The 23,045-nt window shown below is 69.5% G+C and carries 21 protein-coding genes; 8 read left to right on the top strand and 13 right to left on the bottom strand.

Annotation, left to right across the window (positions count from 1 at the left end; genetic code table 11):
- Positions 1 to 66 precede the first annotated feature (66 nt).
- Both GXW76_RS00495 and GXW76_RS00490 read left to right on the top strand, forming a co-directional pair.
- Entirely contained in the window at positions 67 to 855 is a 789-nt protein-coding gene (locus GXW76_RS00495; RefSeq protein ID WP_211859959.1) for an SDR family oxidoreductase, read from the top strand.
- Positions 856 to 868: 13 nt separating this feature from the next.
- The gene (locus GXW76_RS00490) at positions 869 to 1,669 is read left to right on the top strand and encodes an alpha/beta fold hydrolase (RefSeq protein ID WP_211859958.1); all 801 of its coding nucleotides are present in this window, start codon (positions 869 to 871) and stop codon (positions 1,667 to 1,669) included.
- Here the strand turns inward: GXW76_RS00490 and GXW76_RS00485 are convergent.
- Positions 1,666 to 2,604: a Bug family tripartite tricarboxylate transporter substrate binding protein gene (locus GXW76_RS00485; RefSeq protein ID WP_246513797.1), complete on the bottom strand. Its 939-nt coding sequence runs from the start codon at positions 2,602 to 2,604 to the stop codon at positions 1,666 to 1,668. The two genes, GXW76_RS00490 and GXW76_RS00485, sit on opposite strands and share 4 nt — an antisense overlap.
- Before the next feature lie 192 nt (positions 2,605 to 2,796).
- Here GXW76_RS00485 and GXW76_RS00480 point away from each other — a divergent pair, with 192 nt between their 5' ends.
- The gene (locus GXW76_RS00480) at positions 2,797 to 3,000 is read left to right on the top strand and encodes an ATP-binding protein (RefSeq protein ID WP_211859956.1); all 204 of its coding nucleotides are present in this window, start codon (positions 2,797 to 2,799) and stop codon (positions 2,998 to 3,000) included.
- A 188-nt stretch (positions 3,001 to 3,188) separates the two neighbouring features.
- On the opposite strand, the gene GXW76_RS00475 is transcribed toward GXW76_RS00480, so the two are convergent.
- Genes GXW76_RS00475 through GXW76_RS00445 form a run of 7 tightly spaced genes read right to left on the bottom strand, consistent with a single transcriptional unit; the run spans position 3,189 to position 12,815 of the window.
- Positions 3,189 to 5,204: an acetyl/propionyl/methylcrotonyl-CoA carboxylase subunit alpha gene (locus tag GXW76_RS00475; protein WP_211859955.1), complete on the bottom strand. Its 2,016-nt coding sequence runs from the start codon at positions 5,202 to 5,204 to the stop codon at positions 3,189 to 3,191.
- Positions 5,205 to 5,212: 8 nt separating this feature from the next.
- Complete coding sequence (locus GXW76_RS00470) at positions 5,213 to 6,820, bottom strand: carboxyl transferase domain-containing protein (protein ID WP_211859954.1); 1,608 nt, start codon at positions 6,818 to 6,820, stop codon at positions 5,213 to 5,215.
- Positions 6,821 to 6,833: 13 nt separating this feature from the next.
- Entirely contained in the window at positions 6,834 to 8,057 is a 1,224-nt protein-coding gene (locus tag GXW76_RS00465; RefSeq protein ID WP_211859953.1) for a CaiB/BaiF CoA transferase family protein, read from the bottom strand.
- A gap of 9 nt (positions 8,058 to 8,066) precedes the next feature.
- Positions 8,067 to 9,023 carry a Bug family tripartite tricarboxylate transporter substrate binding protein gene (locus GXW76_RS00460; RefSeq protein ID WP_211859952.1) on the bottom strand — a complete coding sequence of 319 codons (957 nt, stop codon included), beginning with the start codon at positions 9,021 to 9,023 and terminating at the stop codon, positions 8,067 to 8,069.
- Positions 9,024 to 9,074: 51 nt separating this feature from the next.
- The gene (locus GXW76_RS00455) at positions 9,075 to 10,043 is read right to left on the bottom strand and encodes a Bug family tripartite tricarboxylate transporter substrate binding protein (protein ID WP_211859951.1); all 969 of its coding nucleotides are present in this window, start codon (positions 10,041 to 10,043) and stop codon (positions 9,075 to 9,077) included.
- Between the two features lie 27 nt (positions 10,044 to 10,070).
- Entirely contained in the window at positions 10,071 to 11,225 is a 1,155-nt protein-coding gene (locus tag GXW76_RS00450; RefSeq protein ID WP_211859950.1) for an FAS1-like dehydratase domain-containing protein, read from the bottom strand.
- A gap of 27 nt (positions 11,226 to 11,252) precedes the next feature.
- Positions 11,253 to 12,815 (bottom strand): acyl-CoA synthetase, encoded by a 1,563-nt coding sequence (locus GXW76_RS00445; RefSeq protein WP_211859949.1) that lies wholly within the window; start codon positions 12,813 to 12,815, stop codon positions 11,253 to 11,255.
- Between the two features lie 86 nt (positions 12,816 to 12,901).
- On the opposite strand from GXW76_RS00445, the gene GXW76_RS00440 reads away from it, so the two are divergent.
- From GXW76_RS00440 to GXW76_RS00425, 4 genes are all read left to right on the top strand, one after another.
- On the top strand, positions 12,902 to 13,711 hold the full coding sequence (locus GXW76_RS00440) for an IclR family transcriptional regulator (RefSeq protein WP_338150858.1): 810 nt from the start codon (positions 12,902 to 12,904) through the stop codon (positions 13,709 to 13,711).
- Between the two features lie 290 nt (positions 13,712 to 14,001).
- Complete coding sequence (locus GXW76_RS00435; protein WP_211859945.1) at positions 14,002 to 14,832, top strand: SDR family oxidoreductase; 831 nt, start codon at positions 14,002 to 14,004, stop codon at positions 14,830 to 14,832.
- Between the two features lie 5 nt (positions 14,833 to 14,837).
- Positions 14,838 to 16,994 carry an acetate--CoA ligase family protein gene (locus GXW76_RS00430; RefSeq protein WP_211859943.1) on the top strand — a complete coding sequence of 719 codons (2,157 nt, stop codon included), beginning with the start codon at positions 14,838 to 14,840 and terminating at the stop codon, positions 16,992 to 16,994.
- Between the two features lie 24 nt (positions 16,995 to 17,018).
- Positions 17,019 to 18,005, top strand: a complete 987-nt coding sequence (locus tag GXW76_RS00425) for a Bug family tripartite tricarboxylate transporter substrate binding protein (protein ID WP_211859941.1) — start codon at positions 17,019 to 17,021, stop codon at positions 18,003 to 18,005.
- Here the strand turns inward: GXW76_RS00425 and GXW76_RS00420 are convergent.
- Positions 17,941 to 18,906: a LysR family transcriptional regulator gene (locus GXW76_RS00420; RefSeq protein WP_211859940.1), complete on the bottom strand. Its 966-nt coding sequence runs from the start codon at positions 18,904 to 18,906 to the stop codon at positions 17,941 to 17,943. The two genes, GXW76_RS00425 and GXW76_RS00420, sit on opposite strands and share 65 nt — an antisense overlap.
- A 238-nt stretch (positions 18,907 to 19,144) precedes the next feature.
- On the opposite strand from GXW76_RS00420, the gene GXW76_RS26240 reads away from it, so the two are divergent.
- On the top strand, positions 19,145 to 19,408 hold the full coding sequence (locus GXW76_RS26240) for a transposase (protein ID WP_211860066.1): 264 nt from the start codon (positions 19,145 to 19,147) through the stop codon (positions 19,406 to 19,408).
- A 373-nt stretch (positions 19,409 to 19,781) separates the two neighbouring features.
- Here the strand turns inward: GXW76_RS26240 and GXW76_RS00410 are convergent, their stop codons facing one another.
- Genes GXW76_RS00410 through GXW76_RS00395 form a run of 4 tightly spaced genes read right to left on the bottom strand, consistent with a single transcriptional unit; the run spans position 19,782 to position 23,035 of the window.
- Entirely contained in the window at positions 19,782 to 20,486 is a 705-nt protein-coding gene (locus GXW76_RS00410; protein WP_211859938.1) for an ABC transporter ATP-binding protein, read from the bottom strand.
- Entirely contained in the window at positions 20,476 to 21,255 is a 780-nt protein-coding gene (locus GXW76_RS00405) for an ABC transporter ATP-binding protein (protein ID WP_211859936.1), read from the bottom strand. Before GXW76_RS00405 ends, GXW76_RS00410 begins: the two co-directional genes overlap by 11 nt.
- The gene (locus GXW76_RS00400; RefSeq protein ID WP_211859934.1) at positions 21,252 to 22,172 is read right to left on the bottom strand and encodes a branched-chain amino acid ABC transporter permease; all 921 of its coding nucleotides are present in this window, start codon (positions 22,170 to 22,172) and stop codon (positions 21,252 to 21,254) included. Before GXW76_RS00400 ends, GXW76_RS00405 begins: the two co-directional genes overlap by 4 nt.
- Positions 22,169 to 23,035, bottom strand: a complete 867-nt coding sequence (locus GXW76_RS00395) for a branched-chain amino acid ABC transporter permease (RefSeq protein WP_211859932.1) — start codon at positions 23,033 to 23,035, stop codon at positions 22,169 to 22,171. Before GXW76_RS00395 ends, GXW76_RS00400 begins: the two co-directional genes overlap by 4 nt.
- Positions 23,036 to 23,045 lie beyond the last annotated feature (10 nt).

The raw sequence follows: 23,045 nt of genomic DNA, 5'->3' as shown, positions 1-23,045 counted from the left end.
GCAGCCGATTGACAGCGCTGTCCTGACGCGCGGGAGTGGCGCGGGAACAAGACGGGGGAAACGCGCATGGAACTCGGCCTCAGGGGAAAGACCGCGATCGTCACCGGCGGCTCGCTCGGCATCGGGCGCGCGATCGCGCGGGAACTGGCACAGGAAGGCGTCTCGGTCGCGATCGTCGGGCGCGACGCCGCAAGGCTGGAGGTGGCGGCGGCGGAGATCGCGCGCGAGACCAATGCCCGCTGTGTCCCCGTACCGGCCGACCTGACCGATGCCGCGCAGCTCGACGCCGCGATGACCAGGGCCCAGGCGGTGCTCGGGCACGTGGACATCCTGGTGAACAATGCCGGCGCAACGCCGATGGGGCGTATCGGCGACACGCCGGACGAGACCTGGATGAAGTCCATCAATCTGAAGCTGATGGGCTACATGCGCTGCGCACGCATCCTGACGCCGGCGATGCGGCAGCGGAAATGGGGGCGCGTCATCAACATCATCGGCCGATCCGGCCACCAGCCGCGGCCGAACTACATCACCGGCAGCGCCGTCAATGCCTCGCTGCTTTCCTTCACCCTGGCGCTGGCCGCCGAATGCGCGCCGGACAACGTGCTCGTCACCGGCATCAATCCCGGCCCGATCGCGACGCCGCGCTGGGATGCGGTCGTCGCACAGGGAGCCGCGGACATGGGCCGCAGCGCCGCGCAGGAGAACGCGGCGGCGATCGCGACCGTGGCGCTCGGCCGGCTCGGCACACCCGAGGAATGCTCCGGGCTCGTCGCCTTCCTGTGTTCCGACCGGGCGGGCTTCATCACCGGCACGAACATCGATATCGATGGTGGCGGAACGCGCTGCATCTGAAGGACGACGCTGCATGCCGATGATCGAGACTGCACCGGGGATCCAGGTCCATGTCAGCCTGGACAACTTCACCGATCCCTGGGTGCAGGCGCCAACCGTCCTCATGATCCATGGCCTTGCCGAGTGCGGGGAGGCGTTCCGCGCCTTCGTCCCGGCGCTGTCGCGCCACGCGCGGGTCGCGCGTCTCGACCTGAGGGGCTATGGCGCGAGCCCCGCCCTGCCCGCCGATCACCCCTGGCGCTTCGACACGCTAATCGAGGACGTGGTGAAGGTTATCGCCGCGCTCGGCGTGGCGAAGGTCCACCTCGTGGGCGGCAAGATCGGCGGCACCATCGCACTCGCCGTCGCGGCGCGGCATCCGTCGCTGGTGGACCGGCTCGCCGTGCTCGGTGCGCCTGCCTCGCTGCGGGACATGATCAGCCGGACGCCGTCCTGGCGGGAGCAGATCGCGCGGGACGGCGTGCTCGCCTGGGTGCGCGCGACCAATGCGGGCCGGATGGGCAGCCGCATGACGCCCGCACAGCTCGAATGGTGGGCGCAGATGATGGGCCGCACCGCGGCCTCGACGCTGGAAGGCTTCCTGCAGATGGTGCCGGGCGTCGACGTGACGGCGGAAGTGGATCGCATCGTCGCGCCGACGCTCGTCGTCACCACGACGGGCAGCGGCCTCGGCTCGGTCGAGACGGTCCGCGCCTGGCAGGAGCGCATACCGCAATCGGATCTCGTGGTGCTGGAGAATGACAGCTACCACGTCGCCGCCTCGGACCCGGACGAGACGGCGGCGCTGGTGCGGGAGTTTCTGTTCGCCGCCTAATCCGCGCGGGCGCCCGAGGCACGCACGACACGGCCCCAGCGATCGCGTTCGGCGGCGACGAAGCGCGCGAATCCCTCGGCGTCGAGCGTGCCGGGCTCGGCTCCCGCGCCGGCAAGTCGCTCGCGCAACGCGGGTTCGGCCAACGCGGCCAGCACCGCGCCGTTGATGCGGGCGACCAGCGCCCGCGCGGTGCCGGCCGGGGCGGCCATGCCGAACCAGGACGATGCCTCGAAGCCCGGCAGGCCCGCTTCGGCCATGGTCGGCAGATCGGGCATCGCGGCAGCGCGTTGCGAGCCTGCGACCGCCAGCGCGCGCACGCGTCCGTCACGCACCTGCGGCAGAACGCCGGGCATGTTGTCGAAATAGAGCTGCAGGCGACCCGCGATGAGGTCCGTCATGGCCGGCGCCGCCCCGCGGTAGGGCACATGCACGATATCGATGCCGGCCATGCTCTTCAGCAACTCGCCCGCGAGGTGATTCGTGCCGCCGATCGACGAGGAGCCGAAGGAGAGCCGGCTCGGCTCGCGCCGCGCCATGGCGATGAGATCCCCCAGGCTGCGCGCAGGACTGTCGGCCGGCACGATGAGCACGATCGGCACTGAGGCGACGAGCGCGACGGGCATCAGGTCCCGCTCGGGACTGAAGGGCATGCTGCGGTAGAGGTGCTCGTTGATGACAAGGGCGGGTGGCGCGCTGACGAGCAGCGTATGGCCATCCGGCGCCGCCTTCGCGACCGCGTCGGCGCCGATGTTGCCGCCCGCGCCGCCGCGGTTCTCCACGAGGAAGGGCTGGCCCAGGCGGTTGCCCAGCGCTTCCGCAAGGAACCTCGCGACGATGTCGTTTGAACCGCCCGGCGGGAAGGGCACGATGAGCCGCACGGGTCGATCCGGCCAGGCAGGCTGTGCCGCCGCGCGCATCGCAGGCATGGCAAGCATGACGCTCAACGTCCCGCGTCGTCCGATCCCCGTCACTCTTGTCCTCCCCGGCGATTGGCTCTTGGCCACACCCTGTCGCGAGACGACCCCGACGGCAACCAGGGCTGGTCCTGGCCCCGTAGAAGCGGTCCACCGGTGATCCGGTCCGGAGATCGCTTGATGAGGTTGAGGATGGCGCGGAGGTAGACGCACATGCCGGAGGGGATCGTCGCGAAGCTGCGGCAGGCGGAGGTGTTGGTTGGTCAGGGGCGGCCAGCCCTCAAGATGAGCCGACTGCTGAACATCAAGACGCTTGCCGGGTTCGACTTCATCGACCGCCACGAGGTCGTCCACGTCCTCGGTCGGCCCGGCCGCGGCAAGACGCACCTGGCCATCGGGCTCGCCGTCGAGGGATGAAAGGCGACGGGCCCGGCCGTCGAGGCGGCCTGACGCCCCGGCATCGCGGCTGGTCGCCTCCGTTGGCGATGTCATCTGGTGTCGGCCTCGCCAAAGAGGCGGACGGCCGTCATGCAGCCATCCGTGGCGAGTTCAGCGCTGCGGCGCCATCGCGGGCGATGCGTCCAGGCGAGCCGACCTCGATGAAATCAGTCAGCGGCCGCTGCGAAGGTCACCAGCTCGGTCCCTTCCTCGACCATCTCGCCGACGGCATGGAGTACCCGCGCGATGGTCCCCTCCATTGGTGCGCGGAGTGTCAGTTCCATCTTCATCGCCTCGATGACCAGCAGCGGCGCGTTCTTCGGAACGCTGTCGCCGGGAGCGACGAGGATGCGCGTCACCCGCGCGGGGATCGGCGCCGTGACGCGGTCGCCGCCGGCAGCCTCGACGCGCGGTGGCGCCAGTGGATCCACCTGCGTCAGCGCGTGGTTGCGCCCGGCGATGATGACGGCGATCGCGTCGCCGCGGCGCGTCACGCTGAGCCGCCGCGACACGCCGTCCATCGTCAGCAGCAGGCCGTCGGCATCGTCGTCCAGTCTGGCGGTGACCGGACCGGCCGGCAGGTCCACGCGGAAGCCGCCATCCGGCAGAGGATGCGTTCGTAGCGCGACGGTGGTGCCGTCGCCGCGACGGAAATGGAGATCCTGGTAGCCGTCGCCGTTCATGCGCCAGGCGTCCACGGCGGCCCAGGGCGACCAGGGATCGCCGCTGGCGCGTGCCGCGGCCTGGATCGCCGCGTCCTGCTCGCGCACGGCGGCCAGCGCAGCGGCAGACAGCACGACCGATTCATCGGGCGACGAGGGTTGCGCGTCCGGCAGAAGCTGCGCGCCATGGCGCGCGATGAAGCCCGTGTCGAGTTCCGCGGCACCGAAAGCAGGATGCGCGGCGATGGCGCGCAGCAGGCCGAGATTCGTCTCCACGCCGACGACCTCGTACTCCGCGAGCGCAGCCGCAAGGCGCCGCAGCGCGGCGGGACGGTCTGCGCCCCAGACGATCAGCTTGGCGATCATCGGATCGTAATGCGGCGTGATCGCATCGCCCTGGCGCACGCCGGTGTCGACCCGCACCTCGCCGGGCGTCTCGCGCGGCTGGCGCAGATGCGTGAGACGTCCGGTGGAGGGGAGGAAGTCGCGGCCCGGGTCCTCGGCATAGACGCGCGCCTCGATGGCATGGCCGCGGATCGCGAGGCGCTCCGGTGGCAGCGGCAGGGGCTCGCCGGCCGCCACGCGGAACTGCCATTCCACCAGGTCGAGGCCCGTGACCATCTCGGTGACCGGATGCTCGACCTGCAGGCGGGTGTTCATCTCCATGAAGTAGAAGGCGTCGCCTTCAGCGATGAACTCGACCGTGCCGGCGCCGACATAGCCGACGGCGCGTGCCGCCGCCACGGCGGCCTCGCCCATCACCTGCCGGCGCGCCGGATCCATGCCTGGCGCGGGCGCTTCCTCCAGCACCTTCTGATGGCGGCGTTGGATGGAGCAGTCCCGCTCGAACAGCGAGACGGTGTTGCCGTGGCCGTCCGCGAAGACCTGGATCTCGATGTGGCGCGGCCGGGTGAGATACTTCTCGATCAGCACGCGATCGTCGCCGAAGGAGGCGAGGGCCTCCCGCCGCGCGCCTTCCAGCGCCGCAGCGAAGTCATCCGGAGTGTCGACGACACGCATGCCCTTGCCGCCGCCACCCGCACTCGCCTTGATCAGCACGGGAAAGCCGATCCGTGCCGCGGCATCCGCCAGCAGGGCGGGATCCTGCGCTTCGCCATGGTAGCCCGGCACCAGGGGGACGCCGGACCGTTCCATCAGCGCCTTCGATTCCGCCTTCGACCCCATGGCCCGGATCGCGGCGGGCGGCGGGCCGATGAAGACGATGCCGGCCTCGGCGCAGGCCTCGGCGAAGGTGGCGTTCTCGGACAGGAAGCCGTAGCCGGGATGGATTGCCTCAGCGCCCGAACGGCGCGCAACGTCGATGATCTTCGGGATGGAGAGGTAGCTCTCGCGCGCCGGGGCGGGGCCGATGGGCCAGGCCTCGTCGGCGAGGCGCGTGTGCCGCGCACCGGCATCGGCCTCCGAATACACCGCGACCGTGGCGATGCCGAGACGCCGCGCGGTGGCGATGACGCGACAGGCGATCTCGCCGCGGTTGGCGATCAGGATCTTGCGGAACATGGCGCCCCTCACATCCGGAACAGGCCGAAGCGCGTCTCGGGCACGGGCGCGTTGAGCGCCGCGGACAGGCCGAGTGCGAGCACGCGCCTGGTGTCGGCCGGGTCGATCACCCCGTCGTCCCACAGCCGGGCGCTGGAATAGTAGGGATGACCCTGGGCCTCATACTGCTCGCGGATCGGCGCCTTGAAGGCGGCCTCCTCCTCGGCTGACCAGGCACCGCCACGGGCCTCGGTGGCGTCGCGACGGATGGTCGCGAGCACGGATGCGGCCTGCTCGCCCCCCATCACGCCGATGCGGGCATTCGGCCACATCCAGAGAAAGCGCGGGGAATAGGCCCGGCCGCACATGCCGTAGTTGCCGGCGCCGAAGCTGCCGCCGATGATCACGGTGAATTTCGGCACCGCCGCCGTGGCCACCGCCGTGACAAGCTTCGCGCCATCCTTGGCGATGCCGCCGGCCTCGTACTTCTTCCCCACCATGAAGCCGGTGATGTTCTGCAGGAACACGAGCGGGATGCCGCGCTGCGCGCAGAGTTCGATGAAGTGCGCGCCCTTCTGCGCACTCTCCGAGAACAGGATGCCGTTGTTGGCGAGGATGCCGACCGGGTAGCCCCAGATGCGGGCGAAGCCGCAAACCAGGGTCGGGCCATAGAGGCGCTTGAACTCATCGAATTCGCTGCCGTCCACGATGCGCGCGATGACCTCCCGCACGTCGTAGGGCGTGCGGAGATCGGCGGGCACGACGGCATAGATATCCTGCGGATCGTAGCGTGGTGGCACCGGCTCCCGCAGCGCCACGGCCGGGCGCTTCACCTCGTTCAGGCTCGCGACCACCTGCCGCGCGATGCCGAGAGCGTGGACATCGTTCTCGGCGTAGTGGTCGGTCACGCCGGAGGTGCGGCTATGGAGGTCGGCCCCGCCCAGTTCCTCGGCGGTGACGATCTCTCCTGTCGCGGCCTTCACCAGCGGCGGCCCGGCGAGGAAGATCGTGCCCTGGTTGCGCACGATGATGGTCTCGTCCGACATGGCCGGCACATAGGCTCCGCCGGCGGTGCAGGATCCCATCACCACCGCGATCTGGGCGATGCCCTGCGCCGACATGTTTGCCTGGTTGAAGAAGATCCGCCCGAAATGGTCGCGGCCGGGGAATACCTCGTCCTGGTTGGGCAGGTTCGCACCGCCGGAATCGACCAGGTAGATGCAGGGCAGCCGGTTCTGCTGCGCGATCTCCTGCGCGCGCAGGTGCTTCTGCACCGTGAGAGGGAAATAGGTGCCGCCCTTCACCGTGGCATCGTTCGCCACGATCATGCACTCGCGCCCCGAGACGCGGCCGATGCCGGTGATGATGCCGGCGGAAGGCACCTCGCCCCCATGCATGCCGTGCGCGGCGAGCTGCCCGACCTCGAGGAAGGGCGAGACGGGATCGATCAGCGCGCGGATGCGGTCGCGCGGCAGCAGCTTGCCGCGCGAAAGGTGTCGCTCGCGCGTCGCTTCCCCGCCACCGAGGCGCACCCGCTCCGCCGTTGCGCGCAGGTCGCGCACCAGCGCGCTCATCGCATCGGCATTGGCGCGGCTCTCGTCGGACCGCAGGTCCACCGCGGATTCGATCATCGGCATCGAAGAATTCCTGTCAGGCGGCGGGGCCGTGGATGACGCCGAGGCCCCGCAGCTTCTCCACCTGTTCCTCGGTGAGGCCTAGCTCGCGCCGCAGCACCTCCACGGTGTGCTGCCCGAGCATGGGCGGCGGCTCGAGCGGCGCCTGCCGCTCGCCGGGGAACTTGATCGGCCGGCCGAGCATGCGCAGCGGGCCCGCAGCCGGGTGCTCCACTTCCACCACCATCTCGCGGGCCGCGGCGTGGGGATGGGACAGCGCGGCAGTCACGCCGAGCACCGGCGCGTGCGGGACGTCGTGCTGCTCGAGCAGGCGCCGCCATTCCGCGACCGTGCGCGTCGCGGTGATGGCGGCGATGCGCGGTTCGATTTCGGCGCGGTGCTCGCGGCGCAGCGCCATGGTCGCGTAGCGCGGGTCGGCGCCCATCTCGGAACAGCCCAGCGCGTTGCACAGCTTCGGCCAGAAGCCGTCGGCGAGGCAGGCGATGATGATGGTTCCGTCGCGTGCGGGAAAGCCGTCATAGGGCACGACGCTCGGATGCGCGGAGCCCATCGGCCGCGGATCCTCCCCGCTCAGGAAGGCGAGCTGGGAGAGATAGCCCAGCAGCGACATGGTGCCGTCGTAAAGGCTGACGTCGATCAGCCGCCCGCGGCCCGTCGTCGTGCGTTCGTGCAGGGCGGACAGGATCGCGATCGCGCCGAAGATCCCGCCCGACATGTCGCCGATCGGCAGGCCGAGCTTGGCCGGCGGGTGGCCGGGCTCTCCATTGACGCTCAGGACACCCGTCAGCGCCTGGGTCACGATGTCGAAGGACGGCTTGTCGCGCAGCGGGCCGGTCATGCCGAAGCCGCTGATGGCGCAGTAGATCAGACGTGGGTTCAGCGCCATCAGCGCCTCGGCGCCAAGGCCGAGGCGCTCCATCACCCCGGGCCGGAAGTTCTCGACCAGCACGTCGGCCGTGGCGACGAGCCGGCGCAGGATGTCGGCGCCCTCCGGCTTGCGCAGGTCCAGCACCAGGCTTCGCTTGCCGCGGTTGAGGCCGAGGAAGTAGTGGCTCTCGCCGCCGACGAACGGCGCGAAGCCCCGGGTCTCGTCACCCTTGCCGGGCGGCTCGACCTTCAGGATCTCGGCGCCGAGGTCGCCAAGGAACTGCGCCGCGAGCGGCCCCGCCAGCACGCGCGTCAGGTCGATGACGCGCAGGCCGGCAAGCGGGCCGCCCCAGGGCTTGGCGGGTTCGCTCACCGATGCACCTCAACTGGCCCGCAGGCCGAGGCTCTCGATGACCGGCTTCCACTTCTCGCGATCGACGCGCATCAGCGTGACGAGATCCTCGGGCGTGCCGCCAAGCGGCTCGGCGCCTGCGGCGATCACGCCCGCCCGCAGCGCGGGGTCGGTGAGCGCGGCGTTGGAGGCCTCGTTCAGCGCGCCGACGATCCCGGCCGGCGTGCCCTTCGGCGCGAAGAAGGCGTTCCAGGCGGTCACCTCCGCATCGACGCCCTGCTCGCGGAAGGTCGGAACGTCGGGAAGCGAGCCCGAACGCCGGCCAAGCGAGACGCCGAGCGGCCGAATGCGCCCACCCTGCAAGGTGCCGAGCGAGCTCGCGATGGTATCGACCACGGCCTGCACGTCACCCCGCAGCGCGCCGGTCAGGGCCTGGGCGCTGCCATTGTAGGGAACCTGCTGGATCGCGACGCCGGCAGCGCGGCGGAGGATCTCGGCCGCGACGCGGGAGGTCGTGCTCGGCACGCCGATCGAGATCTGGCCAGGCCGCGCGCGCGCAGCCGCGAGGAGGTCGGCGAGCGAGCGGATGGGGGATTCCTGCCCGGTGTAGAGCAGCATGCCCAGGCTGAGGATCGCCGCGATCGGAGCGAAGTCCGCGCTGGGATCGTAGCCGAGCGAAGCGAACATGAACTCGTTCGCCGCATGCGTCGCATTGGTGCCCCACAACAGGGTGTAGCCGTCCGGCTCGGCGCGCGCGACGACCGCCGAGCCGATGTTGCCGCCCGCGCCCGCGCGGTTCTCCACCACGAAGGGCTGGCCGAAGCGGCGCTGGTAGTATTCGGCGAAGCGCCGCCCGAAGATGTCGGTGCCCTGCCCCGCGGGGTAGGGCACGACGATCCTGACCGGACGTGCCGGCCAGGACTGCGCCGCGGCGGGCATGGCCGAGGCAAGAAGCGCAGGCAATCCGAGCACTGTCCTTCGCCGCATGGGCGGTTCCTCCTCTCTGCACGCCCGCGTTGACCGCGGTGCGTGGTGTGGTCAGTCGGCGCGGATGCCCGCCTCGCGGATCACCCGGCGATAGCGTTCGGCCTCGGTGCGGATGAAGGCATCAAAGGCCTGCGGCGTGCTGCCGACGGGCACCACGCCGTAGTCCAGGAAGCGTTGCTGCGTCTCTGGCTGGCGCAGCACATCTGCGGTCTCGCGCTGGACGCGGTCCAGCACCACGCGCGGCGTGCGCGTGGGGGCCAGAAGCCCGGCCCAGGAGCCGGCACGAAATCCGGGCAGGCCGGCCTCGTCGGTGGTGGGGATGTCGGAGGCGGCGGGCCAGCGCTGGTCGGCGCAGATGGCCAGGCCGCGCAACCGGCCCTCGCGGATATGCGGCAGCATCGTCTGCACGGTGTCGAGGATCATCGCGACGCGACCGCTGAAGAGATCCGGAAGCGACTGCGCCGTACCCCGGTAGATGACGTTCTGCATCGGTGCGCCGATGGCGCGGGCGAACATCTCGCCCGCGATATGCGCGCCGGAACCCGCGCCGGAGGAGGCGTAGAGCAATGGCTCCGGCGCCGCCCGCGCATAGGCGACGAACTCCGCCAGGGTCCGCGGCGGAAGCGCCGCGGAGGTGACGAGCACGAGCGGAATGCCGGCCACCTGCGTGACCGGCGCCAGGTCCTCCAGTGGCCGGATGGGCAGGTTGGGCGTCAGGCTCGGATTGATGGCGTGGGCGGCGATCACCAGCACCATCGTGTGCCCGTCGGGCTCGGACCGCACCACGGCCTCGGAGGCGACGATCCCGTTGCCGCCGGGACGGTTCTCCACCACCACGGTCTGGCCGAGGCGCTGTTGCAGTCCCGTCGCGACGAGGCGCGCGAGCGCATCGGTGATCCCGCCGGGCGCGACCGGGACGAGGATCCGGACCGTGCGGGTCGGAAAGCCGTCCTGCCCCCGTGCCGAGCGCGCTGCCAGGACCGCCGGGGCGGCGCCCAGCATGATCGTTCGTCTTTTCATGATCCGGATCCTCCCTGGCCGCTGCCGCTAGGCGCGCGATGGCAGCGCGACGGTGCCTTCCCCGACCACGGAAAGCTCGCCGTCCTGGTTGCGCGCCTCCTGCTCGATATCGATCAGGTGGCGGCCGTTCTCCACGCGCTTGCCGGTCACCTTGCCGTCGATGAAGAGCAGGTCGCCCTCCGGATTGTGGCGGCGCAGCTTGCTGGTGGCGCGCACAAGGAAGCCGTGGTCACCCATCCAGTCGGTCATGTGGTGCGTGAGCCAGGAGCAGCGCTCGGGGCCGTAGTCATAGGCACCGGGCGCGCCCACCATCAGCGCCATTTCCGGTTCCCAGTGCACGCGCTCGGGGCAGTCCGGGATGTTGAAGCGGTTGCGGATGCCGAGACCCGGATGCGCCTGCACCTGCTTCCAGGCCAGGCGGTTGGCGCGGATGTAGAGGCCGCCCCAGCCTTGCGCGTAGGCGATGAAGCCGGTGACCGTCATCGGGCCCTTCGGCATGGTCGGCAGGGTGTCGCCGACCTGCACGTCCTCGAAGTAGCGGGGCGTGTCGCCGCGCGGACGCTCTTCGGAATAGAGGCGCCAGACCTTGGCGAGTTCCTCGTCGGTGTAGCGCCGCTGCGGCTTCGCCTTCACGTCCTTGTACTTGGTGCCGGTCTCGCGCGCCGCGTCGCGGTCGGTGCGGAAGCACCAGCTCTCCGCATCGGCGACCTTGTCGCCGTTCTCGCCGTAGAAATCGACGTGATAGACCTGACGGATCGCACGGCCGGCGAAGGCGGTCTCGTGCTCGACCAGTTCCGCCAGATGGGCCTGGGTCGTGATCCGCTCGTTGCGGCGCACCCAGCGGTGCCAGCGCCAGTCTGCGCCCGACCACATGGCGTGCACGCCCGGGAGGCCGCCGACATAGCCGGAGATGATGCGGCTGGTGGTGAAGAGGAAGCTCGGCAGCGCGACGACGCCGCCGTGGATGCTCCTTTCCGCGTATTCGGGGTCGCACCACAGCGGGTTGTCGTCACCGATGCCATGCGCGTAGTGCCGGATGTTGTCGCGCGTCGCCTCGTGGCACCAGGGCTCGATGGTGTTCTCGATGCGCTTGCCGATGCGTGAACGGAGGTCGTCCAGGGCCTGGTCGGTGATCTTCGGGAAGAGCCGGTTGGACGGCTCTGGCATGTTGGTGTCGGGCATGGCGTGTCCTCTCCTGGTCCTGATTGTCTAGGCAGCAGCCGGCGCGCGCGCTGCCTCGGCGTCGCGCAGCACCTTGCGGTTGATCTTTCCGGCGGGGGTCTTCGGCAGCTCGGCGACGACGGCGACCTGGCGGGGGTATTCGTGCTGGCTCAGCCGTTCACGGGTGAAGTCCTGCAGCTCGCGCGTGAAGGCCTCGTCGCCCGGGCGGTCGCTGACGATGAAGGCCTTCACCACTTGGCCACGCACTTGGTCGGGCACGCCGATCGCCGCGGCCTCGCGCACGTCGGGATGCTTGAGGAGCACGTCCTCGATCTCGACCGCGCTCATGGTCCAGCCGGCGGAGATGATGACGTCGTCCGCCCGACCCCCGTGGTAGAAGTAGCCATCCTCGTCGATGCGGCCGAGATCCTTGGTCGGCACCCATTCGCCGCGGCGCCAGACCTTGATCTCCCCGGTCTCGCCGGGGGCGCAGGGCGTGCCGTCGGCGCGCTGGACCTCCAGCCGCAGGCCGGGCACGGCCTTGCCGAGCGAGCCCGGCTTCACCGGGAAGTCGGTCGCCCCCGGGTAGTTCACCAGGACGACGCCGACCTCGGTGGTGCCGTACATGCTGCAGGCGGGCACGCCGAAGGTCGCGTCGACGAAGCGCAGGGTCTCGCCGTCGATCGGCTCGCCCGTGTAGGACAGCTTCCTGATGGCGAAGCGGAAGTCGGAGGCGCGGCCGCTGGTCCGCATCATCCGGTAGTGGGTCGCCGCGGCAGACAGGTTCGTGATGCCGAAATCCTGCATCGCCCGCATCAGCCGGACCGGATCGAACTTGCCGGCATAGGTCCCGGTGGTCACGCCGAGGGCGAGCGGCGCCAGCGTGCCATGGGCGAGGCCATGCCCCCAGGCCGGCGACGATGGGCAGAAGAACTCGTCGCCCGGACGGATGCCGGTGCCGTAGAGAGCCGCCAGCATCAGGACGACGATCGCGCGGTGGGTGTGCTTCACCGCCGCGGGCAGTTCGCGCGTGGTTCCCGAGGTGTACTGGAATAGCGCCATGTCGTCGGCGCGCGTCGCGACCGTCCAGGACGTCGGGAAGGTCGAGAGAGCCTCGAGCCAGGACGCATCCGCCACGACGACCTCGACGCCCGGAATGCCGGCGGCGGAGGCGGCCTTCTCCGCGCTCGTGATCAGCACGCGCGGCGTGCAGTCGGCGACGCGCAGGCGCACGCCTTCCGGCCCGAACAGCGTGAAGAGCGGGACCGCGATCGCGCCGCCCTTCATGGCCCCGAACATCGCCGCGTAGAACGGCAGGGACGGGTCGAGCATCACCGCGACGCGGTCGCCCGGCGCGACACCGCGCGCCGCCAGCCAATGCGCGAAGCGGGAGGACCAATCCGCGATCTCCCGGAAGGTGATGGCTTCGTCGCGGCCGTCGGCATGCGCCACGCGCACCGCGAGCCTGCGGTCGTCGGTCGCGTGCCGGTCGATGCATTCATGGGCAATGTTCAGCGACGCCCGATCCCCGTCGAAGAACTCCCAGAGCCGCTCGGGCGAGAAGTTCGCCTGCGCGAAGGCGTAGTCGGTGCTGTCGGTCAGCCGTGTCATCGGACGTGTCCCCAGGGGGCTGTCGCCGCCTGGCAGAAGTTATTCGCGCATCAGTTCGTGTTGTCAAATACGATCATGTGTTGTATATGGACAACATGCGTCATCCAGAGTCGAAGCCTTCTTCCGCATCGTCGGAACGCGCGGCGGTGATTCGGCAGGTGCCCGCCGTTGCGCGCGCAGCGGCGATCCTGCGTCTCCTCTCCCGCAGCCAAGCGCCGCTCGGCGTTCATGCGATCGCGCGATCGCTCCGACTGGTGCCGAGCACCTGCCTGCACATCCTGCGGGCGTTGGTGGCGGAGGAACTCGTCTCCTTCGACCCGGAGACGAAGCGCTACGCGCTGTCGAGCGGCATCGTCGCCCTGGCGCGCGGCATGCTGCGGCGGGATCCCTTCAGCAACCTCGTCCAGCCGGTCCTCGATAGGCTGTCGGGCCGGCACGGCGTCACCGCCATCGGCATCGAGGTGGCGAGCCTCGAGCACATCGTCGTCGTCGCGATCTCGCGGCCCGGCCAAGCCTTGCGGCTCCAGGCCGATGTCGGCAGTCGCTACCCTGCGCTGGTGAGCGCCAGCGGCAGGTGCATCGCAGCCTTCGGGGGCTATCCCTGGGGCGAGATCGAGACGCGCTTCCGTACCGTGCGATGGGATAACCCGCCGACGCCCGCGGAATGGCGCGCGGACGTCGAGGCGACGCGGCTGGCGGGATACGCGGTGGACGAGGGCCGCTACATCGCCGGCGTGACCATCATCACCGCTCCGGTGATGCCGCGCGGCCGGATGTCGCACGGGCTGGTCGTGCTTGGCGTGAGCGAGCAACTGCGTCGTATCGGGCACGGCGTCATCGGCGCCGAGGTCGCTTCCGAAGCGACGATCCTGTCGCGGCAACTCGAGGACGCCTGATTAGGCGCCGCCCTGGCGGCGGCCAGGTCTGCGCTGATGCCCTTGCCGAAAGACGCGAGCTGGCTCCCGCCTGCTTCAACCAGCCAAGGCGCTAGCGCCGCAATGTCGCGGGCCCGTAGCGCGGCCCAGAGGCGGCCCCCGGGCATAGCCGGACAGGTCCTGCACGCCGGATGGGTATTGAGCGATACCCGATATGGATTGGCGTCCCGTGCGGTCCGTTCGGTAGGAGGGACGGCGTCGCCTCGTCATCAAGGGCGAAGGCGCAAAGTGCCGTAAACGGGGAAACGCAGATGACTTCAATGACACGGGTGTCGGCCGAGGCGGCCCACCCGAAGCGGCAGGTCTTCAGCAGAGACGCCCTCGCCGGCCGGGTCGCCCTGATCACCGGCGGCAGCAGTGGCATCGGGCTGGGGATCGCGGACGTCTTCGCCGACCTCGGCGCGAACCTCGTGCTGACCGGCCGCCGCCCCGACAAGCTCGAGGAAGCCGCCGAGCGGCTCGCGCCATCGGGTGCGCGCATCCTCACCATCGCGTCCGATGTGCGGGACTACGCCGCAACCCAGGGCGTGATCGAGCGGACCGTCGCGGAGTTCGGCCGCCTCGACGTGCTGGTCAACAACGCCGCAGGCAACTTCAACTGTCCGTTCGAGGAGATGACCCCGAACGGCTGGCGCGCCGTGGTGGACATCGACCTCAACGGCACCTTCAACTTCTGCCACACGGCCTTCAAGGCGCTGAAGGCCTCGCCCTATGGCGGCCGCATCATCAACATCTCGCTCGCGCAGGTCTCCTCGGGCTGGCCGGGCGCGGCGCATGCCGCCTCGGCGAAGGCGGGCGTCACCGCGCTCACGCGCAGCCTGGCGGTCGAATGGGGCCCGCACGGCATCCGCGTGAACAACGTCCTTCCCGGTCCCATCGAGGGCACCGAAGGGCTGCGCCGGCTCTACGAGGCCCGCGGCGAAGGCGAGAAGGAACTCAATCGCATGGCGCTCGGCCACTTCGGGGAGACGGACGACATCGGGCTGAGCTGCGCGTTCCTCGCATCGCCGGCGGGCGACTTCATCACCGGATGCGACATGACGGTGGATGGCGGGCGCTGGCTGAAGCGGTCCTGGACGTGATGCCCATGGACGGCGCAATCACCAGCCCCGGCCCCGCCCGCGGCGTCTATGACGCGGCCTCGCTGCTGCCGCTGCTCGATCCCCGCCGCATCGCGATCGTCGGCGCCTCGCCGCGCCCCGGCTCCTTCGGCGGCAATGTCCTCACGAACCTGACGCGGCACTACGACGGCACCATCCTGCCCATCAATCCGCAATACGATCGGATCGGCGAGCTGCCGTGTTACCGCAGCCTCGCCGACCTGCCGGAACGGCCGGATTGCGTGGGCATTGCGGTGCCCGGCGCGCAGGTGGAAGGCGTGTTGCGCCAGGCCGCGGAGATCGGCACGCCCAGTGCGATCGTCTTCTCCTCCGGCTTCGCCGAGATCGGCACGGCGGAAGGAGCGGCGATGCAGCGGCGCATCGGCGCCCTGGCGGCCGAGACAGGCATGCGCATCCTCGGCCCCAACTGCACCGGGATCGTCGCGGTCCGTTCCGGCGCGGCCTGCAACATCCTGCCGAGCGTGCGCGACCTTCCGATGGTGCCCGGTGGCATCGGCCTCGTCGGGCAGAGCGGCGCGCTGGGCTACGTGGTGTTCCAGGCGATGCATCGCGGCGTCGGCTTCAGCCGGCTCATCTCGACAGGTAATTCCTGCGACGTGGACATCGCGGACCTCATCACCTTCATGGTGGAGGATCCCGATACCAAGGCTATCGCCTGCCTGTTCGAGAGCGTGCCGAGTGGCCCCCGCCTGCTCGAAGCCTTCGACCGTGCGTTCCGCGCGGGAAAGCCCGTCATCGCCTACAAGGTCGGCGTCACCGCCGCGGGCGGCCGGGCCGCACTCTCGCACTCGGGCATGCTGGCCGGCGACGCGGCATCCTTCCGCGCCGTCTTCGAGCGCACCGGCGTCATCGAGGTGGATCAGTTCGAAGGCCTGCTCGAGACGGCGCTGTTCTTCTCCCGCGCGGGGCGGCCGAAAGGCGCGGGCGTCGGCATCCTCTCCGGTTCCGGCGGCTCTGTCGTCATGGCGGCCGACAAGGCGGAGCGCCACGGCCTCGCCATGCCGCAGCCCGGCGCCGCGACCGTCGAGGCGCTGCGGCAGCGCCTGCCCGGCTTCGCCACCGTCGCCAATCCCGCCGACATCACGGCGGAGTCGATCCGCGACGAAGCGCTCTATGCCGAATGCGTGCGCAGCTTCGCGCAGGATCCCGGCTTCGCGAGCGTGGCCGTGCTGATGCCCTCGGCGCATGGCCAGGCGGCGGTCACGCGCGCCCACGGGATGAGCGCCCTGGCCGGCGAGTTGGACAAGCCGCTGACCCTCGTCTGGATGAACGAGTGGTATGAAGGGCCCGGCGCGCATGTCTATGACGGCAGCACGACGCTGTCCGTCTTCCGTTCGCTCGACCGGTGCATGAACGCGTATCGCCTTTGGTTCGACCAGGCGCGGAAACGCCCGGTGCTGGAGGCGAGGCCGCGGGAGCACGCGCCGGATGCGGCCGCCGGGCCGTCGCACCGGCTTCTGGCCGCGCATCCACCCGGCGCCTCCCTCACCGAGCGCGAATCCAAGGCGCTGCTGGCGCTCTACGGCATTCCCGTTGTCGGAGAACGGCTGTGCACGACACGGGAGCAGGCCATCGCCGCCGCGCGCGAGATCGGCTTCCCCGTCGTCGCCAAGGTCGAGGCCGCCGAGATCCGGCATAAGTCCGACATCGGCGGCGTGAAGCTCGATCTGCGGGACGAGGATGCGGTCGGTGCGGCCTATGACGCCATAACCCATGCGGTGCACGATCAGCCGGGCGTCGCCGGCGTCGTCGTGCAGCGGATGGTGCCGCAGGGGATCGAGATGATCGTCGGCGCACGCCAGGATGCGCAGTTCGGCCCGCTCGTGGTCTTCGGCTTCGGCGGCACGCTGGTGGAGGTGATGGGCGACGTCGCCATCCGCCTCGCACCGGTCACGCCGGCCGAGGTGCGTCTCGCCCTCGACGGGCTGCGGATGCGGCGCGTGCTCGATGGCGCACGGGGCGCTCCGCCGTGCGACATCGACGGCTTCTGCGTGCTGGTCGCCCGCGTGTCGGAGATGATCGCCGATCTGTCTTCCGACATCGCGGAGATCGACGTGAACCCCGTGATCCTCGGCAAGGACGGCGGCGTGGCGGTCGATGCGCTCGTCATCCGAGGCGGCTGAGCGTTGGTGAAGGAGGAAACAAGAATGAACGACAATGATCGCCTTGGCTTGCCGAGGCGCACGCTGTTGGCGGCCGGCGTCGCCATCCTCGGCGCGCCGGCGGTGGCGCGGGCGCAATCCTGGCCCGATCGCGGCGTGCGGATCATCGTTCCCTTTCCCCCCGGCGGTGCGATCGACGCCATGACGCGGCTGATCGCGCCGCCGATCGAGCGCGCCATCGGACAGCCCGTGGTGGTGGAGAACCGCTCCGGCGCCGGCGGTCTGCTGGGCACCGAGGCGGCGTCGCAGGCGCGGGACGGGCATACGCTGCTCATGACGGCGCTGACGCATGTGGTGCTCGCGGCCTTGAATCCGCGCCTGCCTTACGATCCCTACGGGGATTTCCTGCCCGTGGCACCCGTGGGGACCGTCGCCAATGTGCTCGTCGTGCCGGCGTCTTCGCCATACAGGAGCGTGGCGGACCTCGTCGCTGCCGCACGGCGGCAGCCGGGGCGGCTGACCTATGGCTCGGCGGGCTCAGGCACGTCGCTGCACCTCTGCGCGGCGCTGTTCTGCGCACGCAGCGGGATCGAGATGACGCATGTGCCCTATCGCGGTTCCGGGCCCGCCGTGACGGATCTCGTTGCGGGGCGGCTCGACGCGATGTTCGACAGCGCCACGTCGGTCGCGCCGCATGTGGCGGCCGGCAAGCTCCGCGCGCTTGCCGTCACGACCTCGCGGCGCAGCGCGCTCCAGCCCGACCTGCCGACGATCGCCGAAGCCGGCGTCCCCGGCTACGCGGTGGATTGGTGGTACGCAATGCTCGCCCCGCGCGGGATGCCCGAGGAAGGCCGGCGCAAGGTCGGGGCCGCGGTCCACGAGGCACTGAAGCAGGCCGAGTTGCGGGAACGCTTCGCGGCAATCAGGTGCGAGCCGATGGAAGGCGATGCCGACGCGCTCGGTGCGATCATCGGGCGCGACCGCGCGACCTGGACCGCGGTGATCCAGCAGCTGGGGCTTCAGGCGCAGTAGGCACGCCGCCACTCGCGGCCGCCTGTTCCTCACAGATCCGGCGAAAGGCGCGCAGCGCGGGGGATGGGTCGTCACGCCGGTACACGGCATAGAGCCGCGTTACCGGCTGCGGCCCCGCGCCCGAGAGCGGCCGGTAGACCAGGTCCCGCAACTGCATCTGCTGCAACGATGCCGCGACGAGCGTGACGCCCATGTCGAGCGAGGCGAGTGCCGCGGCGGACTGCATGTCCTCCGCTTCTTGTACGACCCGTGGGCTGAAGCCGGCCTGCTGGCAGAAATGGACGATCTGGTCGGCGACGCTCGGCGAGGACTGCCCGCGGTAGAGGACGAAGCCCTGCGCAGCCAGGTCCGAGAGCCGAAGCGTCGGCTGCGCAGCCAGCTCGTTCTCCCGGCTCAGCGCGACAACCAACGGTTCTTCGAGAAGCAGATCGTGCGCGAGCTCGTCGTCATGTGTCAGTGAGCGGACGAAGCCGATGGTCAGGCGGCGTTGTTTCAGCGCGTTCACCTGCTCGCCCTTCGGACTCTGGCGCAGGTCGACGGAAACGCCTGGATGGGTGCGGCGGAAGGTCCTGAGGATGGCCGGGACGATGCCGAACATCGCAGAGCCCGTCACGCCAACGATGATCTGCCCAAGATCACCCGTGGCTGCGCGCTGCGCCGCGATGGCAGCATGACGGATCCGCGCAAGGACCGGACGTATCTCATGCAGGAAGGTTTGTCCGGCCTCGGTCAGCGTGACGCGCTGTGCATTGCGCGCGAAGAGCGCGACGCCGAGCTCGTCTTCCAACAAGCGGATCTGCCGGCTCAGCGGCGGCTGGGATCGATGAAGCCGGTCGGCTGCGCGCCCGAAATGGAGCTCCTCCGCAAGGACGACGAAGTACTCGATCTGGCTGAGCTTCATTGCAGGCGGTCCTACGAACCGTCAGGGGTTCCGACCGGGAGGCACGGCGCCAGGCGAGAAGACGGGTCCATCTCGCAGCTAGGCTAACGGGGCAGCGGCCGGATCATCAAGCAATCGCCTCGCGCGACATGGGCCGTCGATTCGGGAGGCAAGGTCGAGTTCCTCGACCTGGTGTGAGCATGCACCGAATCACGTCTCCTCCCCAAGGCGCCCGCAACTCGCTGATTGAATTGCCTGAATTGTCTATCAGGCGGGGTCCCGGTTCGGTGCTTACTCACGCCGACACGCCATCGACGGCCCCACGCGGTTCCGTGCGGCGGAGAGCGTCGGTGCGTATCTGGGGCTGACCCCGTGGCGGCATCAATCGGGCGAGCAGGACTACAATGGGCACACCTCGAAGTGGGGGACCGCCTGCCGCGGGCCTACCGGTTCGAGGCGGCAAGCGTCCTGCGGCACCGCACGGCGCGTTGATCGAGCCAAAAAGCCTGGGGCACCCGGCTGATGGAGCGGGTGGGTGCGAAAAAGGCGAAGGTGACGGTGGCCAGAAAGTTCGCCGTCATCCTGCACTGCATCCGGACGGACGGCACGAGCTTCGAGTGGCGGCGCCAGATGGCCGCCTGAGCGTCCGGGATCCGGCCCGCCGCCTGGCGGCGCCGGTTTGTCTCTGTCGGGACGGTAGTGTCGGCGACCTCGGTCAATCGGCTGAAGCCGGAACTCCGGACTTCGTCGCGGACCTTGCGGCGCCCGTCCCGAACACGATCATGAGGCCCATAGCTCGGAAAGGACCTTGAACCCGGCAGTGGCGGCGGATCGGTATCGGCAGGCCGCCGCGATGTAAGAGCCTATTGGCAGCCGAGGTGATCATCACGGCACCGTCAGCGGAGATAGGTCTCGCGCACCGCTTCGTCGGCGGCGAGCGACGCAGCGTTGCCTTCGAGCTGGATCACTCCGGTTTCGAGCACATAGCCATGATCGGCGACGTCGAGCGCAGCCGAGGCGTTCTGCTCGACGAGCAGGATCGCCGTGCCGCCCGCACGGATCTCGGTGAGCTTGCGGAAGATCTCGGCGATAAGCAGCGGAGCGAGACCAAGGGAGGGCTCGTCCAGCAGCAGATAGCGCGGGTGGGACATCAGGCCACGGCCAATGGCAAGCATCTGCTGTTCGCCGCCCGAGAGTGTCCGCGCGTGCTGTTGGCGGCGTTCCTTCAGGCGCGGGAACAGGGTGAAGACCATCTCGAGATCAGCGGCGATCCCGGCGCGGTCCCTGCGCGTATAAGCCCCAAGGGCGAGGTTCTCGGCGACGGAAAGCGACGGGAAGAGTTCACGCCGCTCGGGAACCAATGCCAGCCCGCGTCGGACCACGGCATCCGCGGTCAGGCCATCGAGCCGATCGCCATCCAGCGTGACGATGCCGCGGTTGGGCTTCAATAGACCCGCGATGGAACGGAGCGTCGTCGATTTTCCGGCTCCGTTCGGACCAAGCAGGGTGACGATGCTACCTTCGGGGACGGCGAACGATATGCCCTGCACGACGCGGGCGCCGCCGTAGCCGGCTTCCAGCCCGGCGACCTCAAGCGCCATGCGGGGAACCTCCAAGATAGGCGGCGATAACGTCCGGGTTGCGGCGCACCTCCTCCGGCGTACCCTCGGCGAGCTTGCGGCCATAATTCAACACGGTGATCCGTTCCGAGACGCCCATCACCACGCGCATGACGTGATCAATCAGCAGCAGCGTAAGGCCGAGCTCATCACGCAGGCGAAGCAACACGGAGGAGAGGCCCTCCGCCTCCGCCGCCCGCAATCCGGCCGCGGGCTCATCGAGCAGCAGCAGGCGAGGCCCGACGGCCAATGCACGGGCCAACTCGAGCCGGCGCTGCTGACCGAGTGCAAGGTCACCGGCAGCAGTGCCGCCCTGCGCCTCGAGCCCGACCAGGGCAAGAAGCTCGTCCGCGCGGCGCGCCGCATCGCGTTCAGCCCGGTAGAAACTGGGCAGGCGCAACGTGCTCGCCAGCAGGCCGTAGCCGAGATGGCGATGCAGACCGATCAGGACGTTCTCGCGTGCCGAAAGCTCGGTGAAGAGCTCCGTGTTCTGGAAGGTCCGCGCGACACCTCGTGCGGCGATGCGATGGGTCGGCAGGCCGGTCAGGACCTCACCATCGAGTATCACGCGCCCGGTCGTCGGCGCGTAGATCCCGGTGACGAGATTCACCAGCGTGGACTTGCCGGCGCCATTTGGGCCAATGACTGCGTGGATGGAACGTGGCGCGATATCGATCGAGACCTCGTCCAGCGCAAGGAGCCCGCCGAATCGTATACCGAGCGACTCGATCTTGAGAGCGGCCGCGCTCATCGCCGCGCCCTCAAGCGGGCGGGAAGCCCGGCGATGCCTTGGGGCGAGACGACGACGAACAGAAGTAGCAGCAGCGAAAAGACCAGTGACATGTAGCGGCCGAGCGCCCCCATCGCCTCGGGGAGCAGCACGAACACGGCAGAACCGATGAGCGGACCGAAGGGGTTCAGCACGCCGCCTATCACCGCTATGGCGATGAGGCGCACCGATTCCAGGATCCCGAATTGTGCAGGGTCGAGATAGGTCGTCTGCAAGGCGAACAGGCCGCCACCGAAGGCGCCGAAGAAGGCCGAAAGGGCGAACGCCAGTGATTTGTAGTGCAGCACCGGTATGCCGATGGCGGCGGCGGCAACCTCGCTCATCCGCAGCGCGGCGAAGGCGCGGCCCAGGCGGGAAGTGGAGAGAGCATGCAGGAACCAGACTGTCAGCGCCACGCAGGGCATGATGACAGCGTAGAGTTCGGTGGGGCGCGTCAACATCCGCGTGCCGACTGCAAGCGGCGGCACAGCCAGGCCGACGGCGCCGCCGGTCCAGTCCTCGAGGTGGATCAGCAGGAGCTGCACGATGGCGCAGAGTGCCATGGTGGCGAGCGCCAGGTAGTGGTCGGCGACGCGTAGCGACAGCAGCCCGAAGAGGTAGCCCACCACGGCCGCGACCAGCGCGATGGCCGGCAGGCCGATCCAGTGTGGGAGGCCGGCCATGGTGGCAAGTTGCGCCGTTCCATAGGCACCAATGGCCGCGAAGCTCGCCTGGGCGATGGAAATCTGGCCGGTGAAGCCCACGACGATGGTCAGGCCAGCGACCATCACGGAAGTCGAACCGATCATCGCCACAAGGAAGACTATGTGCGAGGGCGCGAAGAAGGGTAGCGCGACGAGTGCTGCGGCGGCGGCGAAGATCAGGAGGCGCGCGATCATACCTTCCTCGGCTCCGCCCTGCCGAAGAGACCCTGGGGCAAGAGGAGCACGCAGCCGATGAGCAATGCGTAGGAGATGATGTCCTTCATTGCCGTAGAAACGTAGACACCGGCCGCGGTCTCCGCGATGCCAAGCAGAATGCCGCCTGCGATGGCGCCCGGCAGGCTGTTGAAGCCGCCGAGGATTGCTGCGGCAAACCCTTTGATCCCGATGGTGCCCATGTCGGGCGAAAGCGTGATCAGCGGCGCAACCAGGATCCCGGCGATGGCGGCCAGCACTGAGGAGAGGCCCCACAGACGCGCGTGAACACTGGGCACGGAAATGCCCACGATGGCCGCGCCTGTCGGGTTCTCATACACTGCCACGATGGCGCGACCGAAGCGCGTGAAGCGCAGCGCCACAAACAGGCTGAGCATCACAGCCAACGCCACGCCGACCACGGCGAGGTTAGCCGGAACGAGCACGAGCCCCCCCAGGGTGAACGGCGCCGGCGTCAGTAGGAAGGGCACTGGCCAGGGCAGCGGGCCCATGGAGGCACGCAGCCCCTCGCGAAGTGCGGCACCAATCGCGAGGGTCGCGATCACCATGACGAGAAGCGGGGCGCGCCGCAGCGGCCGCATCACGCCGCGTTCGATCGCAACGCCAAATCCTGCCGAAAGCACAAGCGAAAACAGGATCGCAACCGCGAAGGGTGCGTCCAAGAAAACCTGGGCGATGACCACGAGATAGGCGCTCATCGTCATCTGGTCGCCAAGTCCGAAATGCACCACGCGTGTGCCTCGGTGCAGCACGACGAAGCCGAGCGCCACAAGCGCATAGACTGCACCGGCGGTGATGCCGGAGACGAGGATCTGGCCGAACACGCCCGCGCCT

Source organism: Neoroseomonas soli (assembly GCF_018129065.1).
Classification (GTDB): domain Bacteria; phylum Pseudomonadota; class Alphaproteobacteria; order Acetobacterales; family Acetobacteraceae; genus Neoroseomonas; species Neoroseomonas soli.
The sequence above is the reverse complement of the archived record's forward strand: the minus strand, read 5'-3'. Positions and strand labels throughout refer to the sequence as shown.

Bases quoted from the DNA above. Each gene is read 5' to 3' on its own strand.
- GXW76_RS00495 (WP_211859959.1), top strand. From the start codon at position 67: ATGGAACTCGGCCTCAGGGGAAAGACCGCGATCGTCACCGGCGGCTCG.
- GXW76_RS00490 (WP_211859958.1), top strand. From the start codon at position 869: ATGCCGATGATCGAGACTGCACCGGGGATCCAGGTCCATGTCAGCCTG.
- GXW76_RS00485 (WP_246513797.1), bottom strand. From the start codon at position 2,604: ATGCTTGCCATGCCTGCGATGCGCGCGGCGGCACAGCCTGCCTGGCCG.
- GXW76_RS00480 (WP_211859956.1), top strand. From the start codon at position 2,797: ATGCCGGAGGGGATCGTCGCGAAGCTGCGGCAGGCGGAGGTGTTGGTT.
- GXW76_RS00475 (WP_211859955.1), bottom strand. From the start codon at position 5,204: ATGTTCCGCAAGATCCTGATCGCCAACCGCGGCGAGATCGCCTGTCGC.
- GXW76_RS00470 (WP_211859954.1), bottom strand. From the start codon at position 6,820: ATGCCGATGATCGAATCCGCGGTGGACCTGCGGTCCGACGAGAGCCGC.
- GXW76_RS00460 (WP_211859952.1), bottom strand. From the start codon at position 9,023: ATGCGGCGAAGGACAGTGCTCGGATTGCCTGCGCTTCTTGCCTCGGCC.
- GXW76_RS00455 (WP_211859951.1), bottom strand. From the start codon at position 10,043: ATGAAAAGACGAACGATCATGCTGGGCGCCGCCCCGGCGGTCCTGGCA.
- GXW76_RS00450 (WP_211859950.1), bottom strand. From the start codon at position 11,225: ATGCCCGACACCAACATGCCAGAGCCGTCCAACCGGCTCTTCCCGAAG.
- GXW76_RS00445 (WP_211859949.1), bottom strand. From the start codon at position 12,815: ATGACACGGCTGACCGACAGCACCGACTACGCCTTCGCGCAGGCGAAC.
- GXW76_RS00440 (WP_338150858.1), top strand. From the start codon at position 12,902: ATGGACAACATGCGTCATCCAGAGTCGAAGCCTTCTTCCGCATCGTCG.
- GXW76_RS00435 (WP_211859945.1), top strand. From the start codon at position 14,002: ATGACTTCAATGACACGGGTGTCGGCCGAGGCGGCCCACCCGAAGCGG.
- GXW76_RS00430 (WP_211859943.1), top strand. From the start codon at position 14,838: ATGGACGGCGCAATCACCAGCCCCGGCCCCGCCCGCGGCGTCTATGAC.
- GXW76_RS00425 (WP_211859941.1), top strand. From the start codon at position 17,019: ATGAACGACAATGATCGCCTTGGCTTGCCGAGGCGCACGCTGTTGGCG.
- GXW76_RS00420 (WP_211859940.1), bottom strand. From the start codon at position 18,906: ATGAAGCTCAGCCAGATCGAGTACTTCGTCGTCCTTGCGGAGGAGCTC.
- GXW76_RS00410 (WP_211859938.1), bottom strand. From the start codon at position 20,486: ATGGCGCTTGAGGTCGCCGGGCTGGAAGCCGGCTACGGCGGCGCCCGC.
- GXW76_RS00405 (WP_211859936.1), bottom strand. From the start codon at position 21,255: ATGAGCGCGGCCGCTCTCAAGATCGAGTCGCTCGGTATACGATTCGGC.
- GXW76_RS00400 (WP_211859934.1), bottom strand. From the start codon at position 22,172: ATGATCGCGCGCCTCCTGATCTTCGCCGCCGCCGCAGCACTCGTCGCG.